At 54.3% G+C, this 16,742-nt stretch carries 15 protein-coding genes and 1 pseudogene; 6 read left to right on the top strand and 10 right to left on the bottom strand.

The features are described 5' to 3' along the window. Nucleotides 1-116 precede the first annotated feature (116 nt). Both Q1B46_RS15970 and Q1B46_RS15965 read left to right on the top strand, forming a co-directional pair. A complete protein-coding gene (locus Q1B46_RS15970) occupies nt 117-1,103 on the top strand; it encodes a GntR family transcriptional regulator (protein WP_299949445.1) in 987 nt (328 codons plus the stop codon). 296 nt (nt 1,104-1,399) lie between these two features. After that, complete coding sequence (locus Q1B46_RS15965) at nt 1,400-2,758, top strand: ISKra4 family transposase (protein ID WP_299949443.1); 1,359 nt, start codon at nt 1,400-1,402, stop codon at nt 2,756-2,758. Between the two features lie 302 nt (nt 2,759-3,060). On the opposite strand, the pseudogene Q1B46_RS15960 reads toward Q1B46_RS15965, so the two are convergent. The 4 genes and pseudogenes from Q1B46_RS15960 to Q1B46_RS15945 form a co-directional block, all read right to left on the bottom strand. After that, nucleotides 3,061-3,294: pseudogene (locus Q1B46_RS15960) on the bottom strand (IS6 family transposase); the annotation flags it as partial. Nucleotides 3,295-3,662: 368 nt separating this feature from the next. Beyond that, nucleotides 3,663-4,946: an MFS transporter gene (locus Q1B46_RS15955; RefSeq protein ID WP_299664816.1), complete on the bottom strand. Its 1,284-nt coding sequence runs from the start codon at nt 4,944-4,946 to the stop codon at nt 3,663-3,665. Next, on the bottom strand, nt 4,943-5,299 hold the full coding sequence (locus tag Q1B46_RS15950) for a DDE-type integrase/transposase/recombinase (RefSeq protein WP_299949698.1): 357 nt from the start codon (nt 5,297-5,299) through the stop codon (nt 4,943-4,945). The genes Q1B46_RS15955 and Q1B46_RS15950 overlap by 4 nt, the downstream gene beginning before the upstream one ends. A 198-nt stretch (nt 5,300-5,497) precedes the next feature. Next, nucleotides 5,498-5,875 (bottom strand): hypothetical protein, encoded by a 378-nt coding sequence (locus tag Q1B46_RS15945; RefSeq protein ID WP_299664819.1) that lies wholly within the window; start codon nt 5,873-5,875, stop codon nt 5,498-5,500. A gap of 308 nt (nt 5,876-6,183) precedes the next feature. Here Q1B46_RS15945 and Q1B46_RS15940 point away from each other — a divergent pair, with 308 nt between their 5' ends. Both Q1B46_RS15940 and Q1B46_RS22220 read left to right on the top strand, forming a co-directional pair. Then, the gene (locus Q1B46_RS15940) at nt 6,184-6,324 is read left to right on the top strand and encodes a hypothetical protein (protein ID WP_299664821.1); all 141 of its coding nucleotides are present in this window, start codon (nt 6,184-6,186) and stop codon (nt 6,322-6,324) included. 187 nt (nt 6,325-6,511) lie between these two features. Next, the gene (locus tag Q1B46_RS22220) at nt 6,512-6,799 is read left to right on the top strand and encodes a LysR substrate-binding domain-containing protein (protein WP_366871592.1); all 288 of its coding nucleotides are present in this window, start codon (nt 6,512-6,514) and stop codon (nt 6,797-6,799) included. Between the two features lie 8 nt (nt 6,800-6,807). Here Q1B46_RS22220 and Q1B46_RS15935 read toward each other — a convergent pair whose 3' ends face one another. From Q1B46_RS15935 to Q1B46_RS15925, 3 genes are all read right to left on the bottom strand, one after another. Continuing rightward, nucleotides 6,808-7,275: a hypothetical protein gene (locus Q1B46_RS15935; RefSeq protein WP_299949441.1), complete on the bottom strand. Its 468-nt coding sequence runs from the start codon at nt 7,273-7,275 to the stop codon at nt 6,808-6,810. A gap of 162 nt (nt 7,276-7,437) precedes the next feature. Then, nucleotides 7,438-8,334, bottom strand: coding sequence for a TRAP transporter substrate-binding protein DctP (gene dctP / locus Q1B46_RS15930; RefSeq protein ID WP_299664989.1), 897 nt, complete (start codon nt 8,332-8,334; stop codon nt 7,438-7,440). A 259-nt stretch (nt 8,335-8,593) separates the two neighbouring features. Beyond that, nucleotides 8,594-9,472: a heparinase II/III family protein gene (locus Q1B46_RS15925; RefSeq protein ID WP_299664827.1), complete on the bottom strand. Its 879-nt coding sequence runs from the start codon at nt 9,470-9,472 to the stop codon at nt 8,594-8,596. A gap of 78 nt (nt 9,473-9,550) precedes the next feature. Between Q1B46_RS15925 and Q1B46_RS15920 the strand changes: the two genes are divergently transcribed. Together Q1B46_RS15920 and Q1B46_RS15915 are read left to right on the top strand one after the other, a co-directional pair. Beyond that, nucleotides 9,551-10,677, top strand: a protein-coding gene (locus tag Q1B46_RS15920) for an IS3 family transposase (RefSeq protein ID WP_299949438.1) whose coding sequence is annotated in 2 segments (ribosomal slippage) — nt 9,551-9,812 and nt 9,812-10,677 — 1,128 coding nt in all. Because the reading frame shifts where the segments join, the coding sequence is not laid out codon by codon here. A 147-nt stretch (nt 10,678-10,824) separates the two neighbouring features. After that, nucleotides 10,825-11,808, top strand: a complete 984-nt coding sequence (locus tag Q1B46_RS15915; protein WP_299664833.1) for a DUF2608 domain-containing protein — start codon at nt 10,825-10,827, stop codon at nt 11,806-11,808. Nucleotides 11,809-12,109: 301 nt separating this feature from the next. Here the strand turns inward: Q1B46_RS15915 and Q1B46_RS15910 are convergent, their stop codons facing one another. Genes Q1B46_RS15910 through Q1B46_RS15900 form a run of 3 tightly spaced genes read right to left on the bottom strand, consistent with a single transcriptional unit; the run spans nt 12,110 to nt 16,693 of the window. Then, entirely contained in the window at nt 12,110-13,366 is a 1,257-nt protein-coding gene (locus tag Q1B46_RS15910; RefSeq protein WP_299664836.1) for a cytochrome c, read from the bottom strand. A 5-nt stretch (nt 13,367-13,371) separates the two neighbouring features. Beyond that, a complete protein-coding gene (locus Q1B46_RS15905) occupies nt 13,372-13,890 on the bottom strand; it encodes a 2Fe-2S iron-sulfur cluster-binding protein (RefSeq protein ID WP_299664838.1) in 519 nt (172 codons plus the stop codon). A 1-nt stretch (nt 13,891) separates the two neighbouring features. Next, nucleotides 13,892-16,693: a molybdopterin cofactor-binding domain-containing protein gene (locus Q1B46_RS15900; protein WP_299664841.1), complete on the bottom strand. Its 2,802-nt coding sequence runs from the start codon at nt 16,691-16,693 to the stop codon at nt 13,892-13,894. Between the last annotated feature and the right edge of the window lie 49 nt (nt 16,694-16,742).

Genomic DNA, 16,742 nt, shown 5'->3' with positions numbered 1-16,742 from the left:
ACGATGCTTTTTTGGACTTTGTCAACAAAGACCATTTCTTGCTCGTGGGGTGTCGGAATTGTAAAAACAGACAATATGCATAAGATCGTTCCCTGTGCCCGAGCGAGGTTGACGCGATGCCGAATTCAGAAAACAAGAGCGAAAACCTAACGGTGAAAACACTCGCCGTTCTTAGAAAATCTATTGAAAATGGTATGTTGAACCCGGGCCGGGTCATTGTAGAATCCACCGTGGCTGAATTGATTGGGGCCAGCCGCAGTCCTATCAAAGCTGCGCTTGCCACCCTTCATGCAGAAGGCCATCTGGTTCGATACAACGGCCGGGGATTCATGATTGGACCAGTTGGGGCAGAGCTGGATCGTCGTCCAATCACCTCCGCAACGCTAGGCCTGAAGCCGGATGAAACTGGCGCCCTCAAAGTAAGACCGTCGGACAAACTCTATGAAATCGTGGAACCAGATCTTGTACGCTGCGCCATCCGGGGAATAATCGGGTTTAGCGAAGCTGATGCCGCGACCCACTATGGGGTTGGGCGAACGATAATGCACGAAGTTCTGCTGACAGCCCAAGCGAACGGTTTGGCGCTGCGCGATGAGCGGTCCCGCTGGAAGACCGTCGCTCTGAACGAAGAACGCATCACGTCTCTTTACGAGTTGAGGACCTATCTGGAACCCCACGCCCTTGCCTCATCAATCGACAGGTTATCTGCGGACCACATCGATGGAATGCTGGCTGATCTGCGGCACGCTGCAAAAAACTACCCAAACGTATCTTCAAGCGACCTCTACAAAATGGAAGAGGATTTGCACATCCACTGCGTGGAAAATAGCCCGAACAAAGAGGTTATTGAGGCGTTACGCAGATCGCGCTGCGTACATCTTGCAAGTCGCTATGTTCTTGGCAACGAGGTGAAACTGCCCAAAGACGAACCCTTTTTCGATGAGCATTTGAAGATTGTAAATGCGCTCGCCACCAGTGATGGACCGACAGTCATCACACAATCCGATGCGCATATCAAAGCGGCTTTGCCAAAGCTTCTTACACGCGTAAAACTTGCAAAAGAAGCGCTTGGGCCGCCGAACCTGCCATTCATTCATTCCTAATGCACGTTCTGGATTTTCAAGTCAGTTCGGTTGTGGTGCCTTGGGACATGTGTTGGCGCAGTGACATACACACTTACACCGATTGATTCAGTGAAGCCTTGGGGCGTGTCGAGCGGTCCATCAACGCGAAAATTCGTTTTTTGCTAAGGTCGAATATCTCTTGAATTGGCCGTTCATACATAGCGCAGCATCCAGCACTTTGGGCTCGAAGCGTCTGTCACTGGGGAGTGGAAAGAATGTGGGGATACCGGAAGTTTCTGATCTAGAGTTTCGCTGTTTTTTCAGGAGGCATAGAGATGAAATTCAGGATCAAGTTAGAGACCGAATTTAGCTGGGGCGAGACGCGATCGCACGAAATTAATACTCTGGAACGCCGAACGGTGGATGCGTCGAACGAAGACCTTGGACTGTGTCTGGCCGAGGCGAAATCGGTGCTGAAAGAAATTCAGCGTGCGTTACTGCAGGATCAGGTCGAAGAGATCAGCGAAATCGCTCGTGTCTGTCGATTCTGCGGAACATATCTGCCGGTTCATGATCGCCGCCAACGCCGGATCGACACGCTTTTCGGTCGGGTAACCATCGAAGCACCCCGGGTTCGGATATGCATGTGTGAGCCGCCGGGACTTCCAATGTTGAAAGTCGCGCACTCTCCTCTAACTCGCCTTTTGCCGGACAACGCCACGCCAGAGCTTCGGCGATTGCAGGCAGAACTGGGAGCGCGCCACAGTTTTCGGGAAGCTGCGAGGCTTCTGAATGAATTGACGCCCTGCACCAAGCAGAACCATGTGACGATCCGCAATCGACTCGCGACCACCGCTGACAACCTTGTGAGCGACGAACGTTCTGCGGCCTCCGAGACCGACCAACGCCCAAAGTCACCTGATATTACAATGTTTCTGGATAGCGCTTATGTGCGGTCGAGACCGGAATATCAGCGGCGAAACTTTGAACTCATTGTTGGCTCCATCGAGAGCAAGGGACGCGAGAAACGCCGATTTGGTCTGAGTGTGATCGGTGCGGACAATCCGCGCGATTATTTGCGAAGAAATCTGGAAGCCGCCGGATGGCGTGATGGCACCGCAGTTACGGTTTTGTCCGATGGTGACCCCGCATTGCCACGGCTGGTGCGCGACGCTACCGGTGCGGAGATCAATCACATCCTGGACTGGTGGCATATTTCAATACGCATCAGACATGTGGAAACGACGTTCCAAACCCTGTTTTCTTTGTTTGAGGACCCTGAGGGTCTCGCGGTCAAGAAGCTAGTACAAAACTTGCGCTGGTGCATATGGCATGGCCAAACGGCTCGTGCGCTTGATGCCATTGAAGAGCTGTTCAGAATTGGCCTGCACGTGCGAAGCCAAACTTTTGGCAGAACGAACGACGCAGTGTTTTCGGCAGTTTCGCGTACAATGGAGCTGCAAACCTATCTGCAATACAATCGCGCGGCATTGGTCGACTATGGTCATCGGCGACGCAACGGCAAGCCTGTCTCGACTTCTCGAGCAGAAGGCTTGGTTAATGACGTCGCCAATGCTCGTATGGGCAAGAAACGCCGAATGCGCTGGTCACCGCAAGGTGCACACCGAGTGGCAACGGTCAGAGCAGCGGTCTTGGACGGAAGGCTTGGCGAAGGGCAGCTTCGCGCGGCTTGATCCCCAGTTTCTTTCCACTCCCCAGCATGAAGAATAAAGGTACAAAACCCTATTGATATCGTTGGAGAATTTCAGACGAGATTCCGATCAATTAGGGTACAGTGACAGCGCCCGACAGATCACGTCAGGCTCCGTCACTTTCTTCGCCGCAAGCACGGTAGCTCCATTGTCATCACATATACAAATCGACGTTTCAGCTTTCGAAACATCCAGTCCAACAAAACACTGTTTCATTTTGCTCTACTATCGTTGTTCCGGTGCCAATATGCACCGGGCAAGAGAGCTGACGCTCAATTACTCAGAGTCTCATCCATCTTCCAGGACTTCTGTGTTGGACGTTTCTTCGATTGCGCTCGGGCGGCGACCATTGGTGAGAATTTTACAACCCAACTGTTGAGAGCAGCATGGTCAACCTGAACACCGCGCTCAGCCATGATCTCTTCCAAATCCCGATATGACACCGTGTACCGCAGATAGAAGTACACAGCGTACAAAACCACATCCTTGGGGAAATGGCAGCCTTTCATTGAGATCATGTTGAAACCTGTTCAAAATCTATTCGACAGGAACAAACGTCAGATCACGCATGTTCGTCAATTGGACCTCATAGTTTGCGACACATCCCGCAATGGTGCACGCTGGCAGTTCAGCAACCAAAGATAGAAGGTTGTTGCGTCTCAGCTGTATGCGAAAAACCACTTCTCCTGTGGCACTGCACCCATGAAGTGTGAAACACATTCTTCGCCAAATCTATGCCGACAAGCTTCAAGTCCGCCATTTTGCTAACCTCCTGATGGTTTCCATCTCCAAAACCTACCAGATGAGAGGTCAGGGGATGTCCATTCCATCACAACCATGACAACACCGCCTTTGACCCGTATCCAATTCTTCGGCTTCACGAACGCTATTCATGCTCCTTTGATACCGACCCGGGCAAGTAGAAGGCAAAAAGCATCGCAGCTAAGTTCAGCACGACCAGAACCGCTATTGGCACAATCGGGTCGCTATGGTGAGCCACCGCACCCAGAATGGCGGCAAACGCAACACCTACCAACCCAGCACTGACGTCGCCAAATGCCACTAAGTAGGGGCGCTCGAGAGACGTAGAGCATTCAATAACAAAGAGATAACGCCCATAGACTACACCGTTGCCCCCCAAAGAAAGCAAAAAAATCACAAAAGCATACAGCCAAACGTTATGCGCCAGGCCGCTCCAGGCAAAAACCAATGCCAAGATGGCTGATAGGGCGGATGTCATGCAGCCCATCCACATTACAGGTTTTACGCCGCAGCGTTCGCTCAACCTACCCCATAGAATCGATCCGACTACCATCCCTGCGCTAGCGGCGATAACAAAATAGCTGAGCGAGTTCTTCGTTCCTATATGGTATGTCGCGGCATGGATTGTGTAAAAAGGCATGGCCAACTCGACTGAAACAAACAACAAGCGCGCAAATACGAACTTTCTAAACCAAGGGTGGGCCATACCTGTTTTGAAGCCTGTTGTTAACTCGGAAATGGGCTTTGGCTTTGCCCGCTCTTCTGGCGCTTGCGACTGTTCATCTTCAAATATCTTCACTCCGACAAAACTGATCCCCGCGATAATCATTGCGAGTACTCCACACCACATCACAACTATGTGGCGTTGAATTGGTTGGTCGGAAACCAGCAGATCCTTGGTGACCCAGACAACGACAATTGCAAGTAGGCCAGAAACTGTTGCCTGCGCAAATACCATCCGGTTTCGCTTTGTATTGGGCACGGATAAGCCATAAATCTGGCTCGTGCCCAAACTTGTGATCCCCTGGCAAAAACCCATGGTGATCGCTGTCAAAAGAAACAACAAGACGACCATTGTTACCGGTAGATTTGTGGCAAATAGCGCGACGACAGCCAGAACAAGCCCAGTCATCAAATTAGGCACATAGACAGCAAGTTTTGCGCGAGTCGCTTTATTGATGAACGGCGAGACAAATATCTCGGCGATCAAGCGCGCACCCGTTACCAGTGGCAAAAGCAATCCAGCCAGGAAAGTGGGTGCGCCAAGTGCAAGGTATAGAAAGGGCAGGACGAGCCGTGGGTTCACAAGTTGTCCGCCCATGGCTGCCAATGCTCCTGACAAAAAAATCAGGGCATAGTTCCTCCGCTGAACATCGCTTCTGTTTTCAACTGCTTCTGTGGGTTTCATATGAGTATGTAGGATCTGTCGCTAGCTTTGGGGTGGTTCAAAGCTAGCGCTCTGATTAGGTGTAGTTGTTCGGCGAACTCTGCAAAGTTACGGAATCCACTTGTCGAAAATCCCAACTTCCACTTACGGATTATGTTGGCCGTTTCGATCTCCGCAAGTGTCGTGGCAGCTGAGATGCAGTTTTTGAATCCGAGCATTGGCCTCGCAAGCCTCTTGATGAACCGGTGGTCCTGCTCGAATATGTTGTTCAGGTACTTTGATCTAACGGTGTCGATTCTAGTGGGTATGGCCAACCGCTTGAAAAGCTTATTCAATTCCTTGATACCGGCCGCGTTGCTCCTGATTTTGTCAATTCCGATCCGTGCAAAACGGTCGCAAAACGGTAGAAATCAATAATTTCTGACCCTAAATGCTGACCGGTGCGTTCTATGACCAGTTTACTCATGTCGTCACATGGCACACTTTTAGTCCGGCCAACTGGTACATCTTTGCCCCGGCGTTGACACCGTCCGCTTTCCCAACGGCATCCCTCGAAGAAGGCATGGATGCAATCATTGCGAATCGTCAATGGCGTGGAGCTCATCATGGATCGCTGTGTGGATCTCTTGGATAACGTCGTTGTGGTCGCCGAGATGCGAGTTCACGCAGTTCGCAATTGCCATGTTAACGTCATGGGTTGACTCCTGCACACTGCCGTGATGCGTAGATGCGTGATCATGCATTGCCATAACGGACAGCTGGCAAAGCTCGACAAGCGCGCCTTCGTAGTTCAGATAAGCCTCATGCAGCTGATCCTTGAATTCATCATGGGCAACTACTTCCGCCGCGTGTTGACCGGGATGCTGATGGCGATTGTCTTGTGCGTGTGCGCCGCCGGAAAAAAGAACTGAGATGGCTGCAAAACTGACAATACCAAAGTTCGTATGCATTTAGTGTCTCCTTTTTTCTTGTGCAAAAACAGCTATACTTCTCCAGTGAATTTCGCAACTCACTGTTAGGCTCAGGCCCCTTTGATTTCCGCCGAAGAGCTTGATTTACGGCACCAAAAACAGAGCAGTGATATGTCTGATCTCTTTTTGGCGGGACTGTTGCGTTGTTGTCGGTCTTCCGACGATGATGCAAGTGAACCTGACTTGAGAAAACCAAGATCCGCAAAAAGGCATTCAATGGGGGAGCGTGTTGCACAAATCGTTTCCAATGCGTAGCTGGTCCTTCGAATTGACTGCGGGATGCTGGGATGCCTTTCAAATTCAATGCGTCGCAGCGGGATAATGTTGCGATGGCAAAGTACCGTGTGACGAACTGGGCCGGAAACAACGAGGCGCTCCGCCAGCGTGGTGACGTAACGGTCTGGTTTGGCGAGGACGCGGTGTCTTGAGAACGGCGGTGAGAAAGTCGACCACGGTATCGGCGGGATGACCCTGCTGCGGGCGGCGTAAAAGTCGTCCATCTTAGCCCTTCTTTTCGTAACGGAGGGGGGGCGGGAGGATCTTTTCCGTGGATTTGTATCGCAAGGTTTTTCAGGGCCGCTCCACAGTCGATCCTGTACGACAACGACCGGTACCTTGTCCCCGCGGACAGACCAGGCTGCCGTCGAAAGACTGATCGACGCCCTTCGCCGACTGGTTTCCATTGAGATGGGCGTGTCACTATTCCCTGAGTTTTATGCGAGATCAGAGATTCCCGAGAGAGGGGAAGTTGTGCTGAGAGAAATCGACGGGTGTTCTTTGACCCGCGCGATTTCATTCGCATGGATCAAAGGATCTTCCAGAAGCGCGCAATACCATCTGCTTTTTGACGAGTGCCTGCCCGCCATCACCCAAACGCGACAGCGGCAGGGAGTTGATGTATGAGACTGGTCCTACCGGCGCGAACACCGCCGCACGGCGACCAAAGGGTTTGCTCCCGATTCCAGATAAACGAACTCGATCGTGGATTGATCCAGCACCTTGCCGATATGGTGACCGGGATCCCCTTCTTCGACAAAAAAGAACTGCCCCGGCTCAAGTGCGAAAGCACCAAATATCGGCACCCGAAATGTGACGATACCATCCGCCTCTTTGAATATCTGTCGTGAGGCCATCTGTGAATCCGAGACTTCGCTGCGAGGTTCATCCCATTCTACATAGCCCTTGAACACTGGACCTTGCTGTTCACTCACACCAAAGCCCAACTGATACCCGGCACCCAGCAAACCCTCGGAGTCAGCAGACCCTTGCTCGACACAAGCCCAGTCGCCAACGATATCTTCGGCCGCGTAGGCATGCCCGGTTGCAACTTGCGCAAGTAGGGCCGCCGCAACAGCAGTAGTTTTCGAAAAAGTGATCATCTGGCTATTTGCTCCTCTCGCAAAACGCAGTGTTGTTACCCACCACAAATACCTGTCGCTCCGGATTAGGTCGGCCGCAGGCATGCCAATCAGCTTTGCGCCTGCGTGGCCCTGCCTGGGTGCACTTCAAGGCCTCATAGGTCACCACTTCCAACGAGAGCATCACTGAAAGAACTCAGCAGCGAAATCCGGCGATTGTGACACGTACTTGTTTCGAACGGTATCTGCTGCCGACTTGAATGGTGCTGCGTTCTCCTCCGTAATTTCAGTAAGTGTCGTTCCCGCAGCCGCCATTGCTTCTTTTATGGCAGCCATTTCCTCAGCAAGCTCAGACCAACGGAGTGCAATCGTTTTCTTGGTGGCGGAGCTAATTGCAGCGCGATCATCGGCGTCAAGGCTGTCCAGCCAGCTTTTGTTCACGATTATCCCATAAAGCCCAATGCGCATCCCAGGGTCCATCAGAACATAACGCCCGTTCTCAGGTCCAAGTATCTTCCAGCCCCCGAAAGAGGTCATCACGACATCGACACGCTCCTCCGCCATCATGGTTGGGAGATCGGGTGCCGGGAGATTGACACCAGTTGCGCCAAGCTCGGAAACATAGTCCAGTAGCATCGGTGATCCCGGAACGCGAACCGTTTTGCCTGCCAGGTCCTGTGCACTTGAAATCGGTGATTTGCTGACAATAAGTGTGTGGCTGCTCGGAGCGAGACCAAGAACCGCAATGTCGCTGTCTTTTAGTAAGGCGGTCAGAGCGGCGCTCAACTCGGTTTGTGCTTCGTCATCGCGAAGCGAAAGTGTCTCGACGCTATAAGGCAACGTTAACAAGCCGAATTCCGGCGCATATTGCTCAAGTCGTCCGACAGTCGGCCATATCATTTGTACGTCGCCCTCAATCATGGCGGCGATGGCCTCTTGTTCTCCTGCAAACAGGCCGCTCTCTGCACTGACAGCATCTGCCATGACACGCCCGTCCGTGAGTTCCCTGATTTCGACTGCCAGCGCGGCCAGCAATTCTGACTTCCGATGCGTTTCCGGCGTCTCAGAATACAATATCATGCCTTGCTGAGCGATTGAGCCAGTTGCGGAGAAAATCAGACAGAGCGAGAGTATCAATAAGTGCTTGAGCATAAATTGCCCCTTTCAATCTGAAGTAGATTTTAAGGAACGAAAATTCGGGATCGCGCGCAAGGGGAAAGTTGTGCTTTCTCCGAGAGGTTTGCGATCAAAACTGCGAGGATAAACTCGACAATTAGCGGCGCACGCTCAACGAAAGACGCAATCTGGGGCTGGCAAAGACGCGCATCCCTGAGGCTCCTCAATCGGCGCGTGGCAGCGCCGAGGCGAGACGCCATTGATAAAGTGGACGGATCTCCGGCACCAGCTGCGCCACATCTTTGGCGCTGCCGGCAATCGCCACAGTAATGCGGTGGCGGTCGGCTTGCGATTCCAAGTCAAGCGCGATCATCAGCCGCTGTATCCCGGTATTCGGGTTCTGCTTGGAACAGTCTGCGTTATAGGGCGTGTCGCAGGGGTTGGCTGAGCGCAGGTCGAATTGCGCCTCTGGCGGTGACAGGATGACCGCCGTCATCTGTTGCCCGTCCTGCGTCAGCACTGCCGTATCGCCCTGCAGATCAACCTGCGCCATGGTGTGCATGGTCCAGGCCATGGGCCCGGTCAAATCACCCGTGATCTCGTCCTGAATCAGCACCGCCTCGCCGCCAACTAGTGCAATCCCGCGCTGCACGCTATGGCGCGGCAGGTCATAGGTATCCGAGAGACCGGCAATGGCGAAGTCAAAGCCCGGAACCTGCGCGAAATCCTCGATATGCGCACGCCCGGTCGGGTTCTGATTGGCCGCACCGAAGCTGAGCGTGTTCTGTCCAATTGTGGCGGTGCGGTAATAGTCGAACCGATTCGAGGTGAAATAGCCAGGCAGGTCGTAATTGCCGAGACCCAGATCTACCGCCCACCGCACGCCCTTCGCGTCAATCACGAAGGTGCCCGCGTCGAGATTGTTGTGATGGCTGCGGTTGGGGCCTGCCTTGAACCCCAGATAGGTCGCCTCTGGATCAGTCCAAGCGCTGCGCATGGCCACAATGCCACGTCCGCCAAACCAGAGCGCGGTGGGTTCCCGCACCGCCGGGCTCACCCCTTCGTCCCGCCGCCAGATCAGGTTCAGTGCCGGGAGCGTCACCCCCGGTGGCACCGCCTTGCGCTGAGCCTCCCCGACTGAACTGGTCCACCGTTATGTTTAGGAAACGGAGGAACACGAATGGCAAACAAGAGACCGAAGCCCGAAGAGATTGTCTCAAAGTTTCGGCAGGTTGAAGTTCTGATGGGGCAAGGCATGCCCCGTCTTGATGCGATCAGACAGGTCGGAGTTGTTGAACAAACCTATTACCGCTGGAGAAAAAAGTACGGCGGAATGGGCATAGATCAGTTGAAGGAACTGAAACGGCTTCAGAAAGAGAACGAGCGATTGCGACGTGCGGTTTCTGATCTGACGCTGGACAAACTGATCCTGACGGAAGCCACAAAGGGAAACTACTGAGCCCCGCTCGTCGTCGTGCTTGTATTAACCATGTACGCAACCAGCTGAACGTTTCCGAGAGACGCGCCTGTCGCGTGCTTGGACAACACCGGTCCACGCAACGGCGCGTCCCACAAGGTCGCGCAGACGAAGACCGGCTGGTGGCCGACATGATCGAGCTGACCCGTCAATACGGCCGATATGGCTATCGCAGGATCGCTGCGCTGCTGAGAGAGGCTGGATGGTCGGTCAGTGATGGGCGGGTAGAACGACTCTGGCGGCGAGAGGGGCTGAAAGTGCCAATGAAACAACCAAAGAAAGGGAGGTTATGGCTAAATGACGGCTCATGCGTTCGGTTACGGCCAGAATATCGCAACCATGTTTGGTCGTATGACTTCGTTCATTGTCGAACCGACGACGGCAAAGCCTTCCGGACGCTGAACATCCTCGATGAGTGCAGTCGGGAATGTTTGGCAATCAGGGTCGAGCGGAAGCTGAACTCGACCGATGTAATCGACGTCCTGACAGACCTGTTCATACTACGCGGCGCGCCGAGTTTCATACGTTCTGACAATGGGCCGGAATTTGTCGCCCAGGCTGTCCGAGACTGGATCGCCGCCGTTGGCGCCAAGACGGCTTACATCGAACCTGGCAGCCCGTGGGAGAACGGATACTGTGAAAGCTTCAATGGTAGGTTCAGGGATGAGTTGCTCAACGGTGAGATCTTCTACAGCCTGCGCGAAGCTCAAATTCTGATCGAACAATGGAGGAGACACTACAACACAAAATGCCCCCACAGTGCATTGGGCTATCGCCCGCCAGCGCCCGAAACCATCATCCCGATGGATCACAGGCCGATGATGCACTAACAATCAACTTGGACCAGTCAGATGAGGCTGCTCAAGGTTTCATATCTCACTACGTCTGTTGCTTTCCATTCGAGGTGTGTGAACAATCACTGCGCGTTTTCTCTGCATAGGATTGTGCAGACCACTAACAAAAGAAAGGCTCTGATCGTGATCCGTTCGACCACCGGATTTGTCATCTTCCTCCTGTGCCTCCAATCGGCTTCAGACGTGCATGCCGAGTCCGTCCTAAAGAATGCCTATAATTTCTCTGACATCTACAGCGAAGTGACTGAAAGAAGGGCCGTCAAAGACCTTTCAGATACACTGATTGTCATGGATGATGATGACACTTTGACCATGATGGCCTGCCCGAACCCAACCTCGCCGGCAGAATGCCAGTACTTGGGCGGACCCTCATGGATTGACTGGCAGATTGAACTTGTGAATCAATTCAATAGTGAGGGTCACAGCGAGCTTCTGCCGGGGCAAGTCGCCGCCAGCGATGACGCCGTTTTTGCTATTGGAGACCTTTTGTTCGACCTGAACCAGATGGTTCTTGCCGACAGTTCGAGTCCGACGGCTTTGATTAATTTTGCAAGTCTTGGCGCAAGTCTTATGGTGCTGACGTCAAGAGATGCTGGCGGCGTTTCAGCCACACAAGCACAGTTGCGTGGGCTGGATATGCCCTCAGGCGAAATTGCCGACAATATGCTGGACCTCATAGACGGACATGCGCCCACGTGGCGGGCCAGCGGCGAGAGCAGCATGGCAGGAACCGAAACAAAGGCATTTTGCAATGCGAGCATGCCCGTCGCCTACAGAAACGGGATTTTGTACACCACAGGCCAAAACAAAGGCGAGATGCTAAAGTGTTTCCTACGCCATTCGGAGGTAGAGAACATATCAAAAATTATCTTTGTCGATGACACAGAAAAAAATGTCATCGACGTCCATAACGCATTTTCGGTCGCAAACACCCCATACGACATGGCCGCCTTTCACTTTACGCACCTGACCGATCACAAAGAACGTTTTTCAGCACCCAGTGAAAACGGCCCGATGAACAAATACCAAACGATGGCAACGTCGCGATGGAAAGCGCTTCGACACATTCTAGGTAAAACACTGTTAAAGCCCGCAAAACTGGAATGAGCTCGATTGCGGATGGAGCATCGCCAAAAATGCTGTTGGATAAAACCCACCAATTCCCAAGGTTGTTATGAGTTCGGTCAGGAATGACAGGCGGCGAACAACTCGATCAATCACCGCCGTGTTCTTGATGGGACTATCTGGATACCTCCTACGAGAGCGAATTCGCGCGACCTTCCAGACTTATGACAGGCCGAACCGCAGCACTTTGCAGGTCGGTACAAGTTCAGGAATGGGCCGTCTCATTCCTAGTTCGATATAGGATTTTGCCGCTTGCCGGATGTCGTAGAGGACTATTTTTGCATCAGTTTTGATTCAGAGTTCCCCGAACATCCGCCGCTTGCAATAGCGGCAAATCGAGGTTGGAAAAACTTTGGCGAAGGTAATTAACCAGATCGCTGATCTCGGTGTCACTCAGGCGATCCGCAAATGAGGGCATTGGCCCATAATCCGTGCTTGCGTCCAGACCCCAGGCAACGACCAGTACAAGGTTTACGGCATCGTTCTGCGCGACTGTGCTGTTTCCGGCCAAAGCCGGCATGACCGAAGGCACGCCCCGACCGTCGCGCCCATGGCACAAGGAACAATTGCTGAGGTACAGGGACCGGCCCGCGCTGGCGTCATACGCCTTGAATGCGGGCGGTGTTTCCTGCTCGACGGTTTCCTGGACGTCAGATGGGGCAGCATCCAGATTCAGCAGATAGCTTGCCATGGCGGATTGATCTTCCGGGTTTGCTTTGCTCAGAGAGTTTTTGATCGCCAGATGCATCTCACCAAACGTTGTTCCCTGAGGCCCCGTTCCGGTTGCGAAATAAGTGACGAGGTTTTTATGGGTCCAGCCGCGCTCGGTCAGTCCATTTGCGGTGATATCAGGGGCTTCAAAACCCGTCAGTTTCGCACCGATCAGTCTTTCAAGCGGTTCCATGGCACCCAGTGCATTTCGGGGCGTATGACATTCACCGCAATGGCCAAGCCCGGTGACCAGATAGGCGCCACGGTTCCAGCTGTCGCTGCGCTTGGGGTCGGGTGAGAATGCAGATCTGTCTGCAAAAAGCAGGTTCCAGCCAAACAGCGACAGACGAATGTTATACGGGAAAGGCAAGGTGTTCGCGGGCACCTCGGCGTGAACCGGATCAAGGCTCATGAGATAAGCAAAGATGGCATCGCTGTCGTCGCGGGTGACCACATGGTACGAGGTGTAGGGCATCGCCGGATATATAGGCCGCCAGACAGTGTCGGCCCCAAACGCCAGAACCTGATAGAACTCTGCCGACGTCATGCCCGCGATCCCCTGCGACGACGGCGTAATATTGGCCGAATAGAGCCCACCCCCAAAGGGTGTTTCAAGAAACCGTCCGCCGGCAAATGACGCGCCGTCTTCGGCTGTATGACAAGACGTGCAATCGCCCAAAGCCGTAAGATATTCGCCCCTGTCGATCGTGGCCTGATCGGTGGTAATCGGGCGTTGCTCGACAGATGGAAAACCCCAGATAAAGGCAAAGGCCAGATATCCCAACCCGCCAGCCAAGGCCAATATGATCAGAGATTTCAAAAGGCGCATGGTGTCTAACCCTCTTTGGTCAGAGTGGTGTCGGACAGGATCAGATCGCGCATCGCCTCAAAGTAGCGCACGTACCCGCTGCACCGGCAGATATGATCGCCCAACCCTGTCTGTACCGCCTGTTCGACCTGGCTTTTGTCGACGGGGTTCTCGCGAAGCTGTTCCACAAGCGCGGTTCCAGCGTTGACAAAACCAGAGGTGCAATAGCCGCATTGAAAGGCGAAATTATCCACGTAAGCCTGCTGTACCGCCGACAATTGGCCGTGAGTGGCATGCCCTTCGACCGTGGTTACCTTGCTGTCGGCAAACGACGTAGCACCTGCGATGCATGTGCGCCGTGTGGTGATCGACCCGTCCGGCTCTTCGACCATGACGACACAGGCGCGACAAACGCCGATACCGCAACTGAACTTTGTCCCGGTCAGACCCAGAATATCGTTCAGATAGACCACCATCGGCAGGTCATCGGGCACATCATGCGGACCCACCGCCTTGCCGTTCACTGTCATTTTCAGTTTGGCCATATCAGAGCGCCTTTCTGATTTTGTCAGGTGTGGCAGGGAGAGAATTTATTCTTGCGCCGACGGCGTCGTGAATGCCGTTCAGAATGGCCGGCACAACGGGTATCATCACGACCTCTCCCATCCCTTTGGGCGGGTCGGTCTCGCTGAGCGGGTCCAACACGTCGACGATTGTCTTCCAAACAGGCACATTCAAGGATTTCGGCACGTGGTATCGGTTCAGGTTCCAGGTGCCGTCACCGGGTCCTTCTTGGTACAAAGGAAGGTCTTCGTGCAACGCATAACCAATGCCCATGGCGATCCCACCCTGCGCTATTCCGGACACCAGGTCCGGCACGATCGGGCGGCCGCATTCCAGCACCTGATACACGGCCTGAACGTCAACCTCGCCACTGACCTTGTCGACGCCAAGGCCAACTACAGCGCCGCACGTCGCATAATAGTTCACCCCGACCTTTTCGAACTGTGCAGAGGGGAAATTGACCTCGGTCCGGTCAATCAAAGACCATTCATCGCTGCCTTGCTGAATGGCCAAAGCGTCGATGGCAAGTGTCAGAGACTCTCCGCCAATCGGAAAGATGGCGGTGGTCCAGGACCACCGGTTAAAGCCATGGACCATGGCGCCGGTGACCAGCCCATCCCGATGGGCACGCGCGGCCAGTTGTTCCAGCGTCAGCGGTTCCATCCCGACGCCCGTCAGCTTGCCATCAACCCAGCGCATCTTGTCGAAGGTGACGAATTCTGCCCCGGCTTCGCCACCCAGGGGACCCTCACCCCAGATCGACCGGGCTGCGGGGTAAAGACCATACCGCATGATGACATAGGCCGCCTGCGCCGGACCGTGGCTGTTGACGCTGGCGCCAACTGAGGCACCGGTGGGTGAGGCGATCAGCGGCACCCAGCGCGGATTTTGCGCTCCTTTGTCCTGATCCGCCTGCGTGATTGCCCAGGCATTGCCCGAGGTTTCCAGACGCAGCGCATCCCACGCTCCCTGAACGAACATTTCGACCACATCCGCGTTTCGGCCCAAATAGTCGCCAACCCGTCGCGCCGAGGCGGTCGAAAGACCGGTTCCCATCTCGACACCGTCGCTGTGCAGCGTGATTTTCCCGTCCGGTGACAGGCTTACTGACGCGCGCGTTGCATCACCGCCGCCGCCGTAATCCTTCATCACGCAGGCCACACCAATACCATACGTCTTGCCGGGATTGGCGGCTTCGTAATCGGCCTTGTCCTGCGCACGGTTCTGCCAAAGAGCACCTTGTTCCATTCGGTCCAGCACTTCGGCCGAGCGTGATGCACCGCTAGCCGCGTTACCTGTCAGGTTGAGATACCCGGTTTGCAAGACGTTCTGACGGCGCAAATCGAACGGATCTTTGCCCAGATCAACCGCGATTTCATCCACCAGACATTCCATCGCGGTCATCGTCTGCAACGTTCCGAACCCGCGCATTGACCCGGCGGGTACTGCGATTGACTTGCTCGCCGTCGCGGTCACGTCGCTTTTTGGAACGTAGTAAATAGAAGACGCATTCGTCGCGCCCACATGGGCAACAACGGTCGAGAAATTGGCCCGGCCGCCGCCGTTGCACGTCAGATCGCACGCATAGGCGTTGAACTGACCGGTCTCGGGATCCACAGCCAATTGGTTGTCGATCTGGAATGCGTGACGTTTTAGCCCAAGCTGGAATTGCTGGTATCGGTTCAAAGCCAGTCGGACGGTGCGCCCGGGCGAGTACAACCCAGCAAGCGCGATATACAAGGGCATGATCGTATGATCCTTGCCGCCAAACCCACCGCCCAACGAGGCGAAATGGCCATCGATCTCACCCACCTGTTTTGGGGGTTTGGCCGACTTCACCAGGTTGCCAACAGCGGTCAAAATGGCCTGCGGCGACTGCACGCCCAGCATCAGGGACAGTTTTCCCTTGTTGGCGTCATATGTCGCCAGCCCGGCCTCGGGCTCCATGAAAACATGATCTATGGACTGGGTTTGAAAGCTTTGCGCATAGACCTTGCCGGATTTCCCGGCCTTCATTTCGGTGCGGATTTGATCGCCGTAATAGCTTGCTTGCTCGGGCGCGGTGCCCGTTGCATCCGGTTTGCCCCAAACCGGCGCTTCCGTTACGCGAAATCTGCGCGGCCCGACCCAGCCATCCAGCAGAGGTGAATAGACATCCGGCCCCAATGGGCTGTCACCCGCAACGCGGGTAAACCGATAGGCGCCATAGGGCGTTTCATCGGCGGGAGGCTGAGCGTCGCCCAGTTTGAAAATCGTGGAATTGCCGATCAACACCTGCTGCGCGCGGTGCAGCGTGGCAAGATCATCGTAGAACAACATCGCCACCGGCTGACCCAGATACAGAGGCACAGTTCCCGGTTTGCAGAACAAATCAGTGTCAAAGAAGCCGGTCGCCGCCAAAGCCGCCGCATCAAGATCATCCGCAGTGATGACCCGGTCAGGCTGTAGGTCATCGCCCAAAGCGGGCAAGTTCAGACCCAGATAGGTTTTTTCAGCCTGCGGTGATAGAACCAGCGTGGCATAGCTCATGTCGTTGGGCCAGCCACCCAGATCGGTGCCGCGGACATCGCTGGCATAGATCTTGGCACCGGTCACCTTGGCATACCCATCCACGCGGTAGTTGATGTCCGTGTTTTTGGGGTTGGCCCAACCCGGCGCCACCGGCGAAATATTGTCCGCTGTGAACGCCGACACAAGGCCGGGTTTCAGAAATTCGATCGCACCCAGCGCGCCACCAGCGATCAACAGCCTTCTGCGGGTCCAGAGTTGAACTGACTGAGACATTGTCGATCTACCCTTGGTTGCCTAAGCATCACCATAAGCGTAACTGCAG

The sequence above is a fragment of the uncultured Ruegeria sp. genome (assembly GCF_947500045.1).
Classification (GTDB): Bacteria; Pseudomonadota; Alphaproteobacteria; order Rhodobacterales; family Rhodobacteraceae; genus Ruegeria.
The sequence above is the reverse complement of the archived record's forward strand: the minus strand, read 5'-3'. Positions and strand labels throughout refer to the sequence as shown.

Excerpts from the sequence above, each read along its gene's own strand:
- Q1B46_RS15970 (WP_299949445.1), top strand. The coding sequence starts at position 117 with ATGCCGAATTCAGAAAACAAGAGCGAAAACCTAACGGTGAAAACACTC.
- Q1B46_RS15905 (WP_299664838.1), bottom strand. The coding sequence starts at position 13,890 with ATGGCCAAACTGAAAATGACAGTGAACGGCAAGGCGGTGGGTCCGCAT.
- Q1B46_RS15940 (WP_299664821.1), top strand. The coding sequence starts at position 6,184 with ATGCCTTTCAAATTCAATGCGTCGCAGCGGGATAATGTTGCGATGGCA.
- Q1B46_RS15900 (WP_299664841.1), bottom strand. The coding sequence starts at position 16,693 with ATGTCTCAGTCAGTTCAACTCTGGACCCGCAGAAGGCTGTTGATCGCT.
- Q1B46_RS15935 (WP_299949441.1), bottom strand. The coding sequence starts at position 7,275 with ATGATCACTTTTTCGAAAACTACTGCTGTTGCGGCGGCCCTACTTGCG.
- Q1B46_RS15910 (WP_299664836.1), bottom strand. The coding sequence starts at position 13,366 with ATGCGCCTTTTGAAATCTCTGATCATATTGGCCTTGGCTGGCGGGTTG.
- Q1B46_RS15965 (WP_299949443.1), top strand. The coding sequence starts at position 1,400 with ATGAAATTCAGGATCAAGTTAGAGACCGAATTTAGCTGGGGCGAGACG.
- Q1B46_RS15945 (WP_299664819.1), bottom strand. The coding sequence starts at position 5,875 with ATGCATACGAACTTTGGTATTGTCAGTTTTGCAGCCATCTCAGTTCTT.
- Q1B46_RS15955 (WP_299664816.1), bottom strand. The coding sequence starts at position 4,946 with ATGAAACCCACAGAAGCAGTTGAAAACAGAAGCGATGTTCAGCGGAGG.
- dctP (WP_299664989.1), bottom strand. The coding sequence starts at position 8,334 with ATGATATTGTATTCTGAGACGCCGGAAACGCATCGGAAGTCAGAATTG.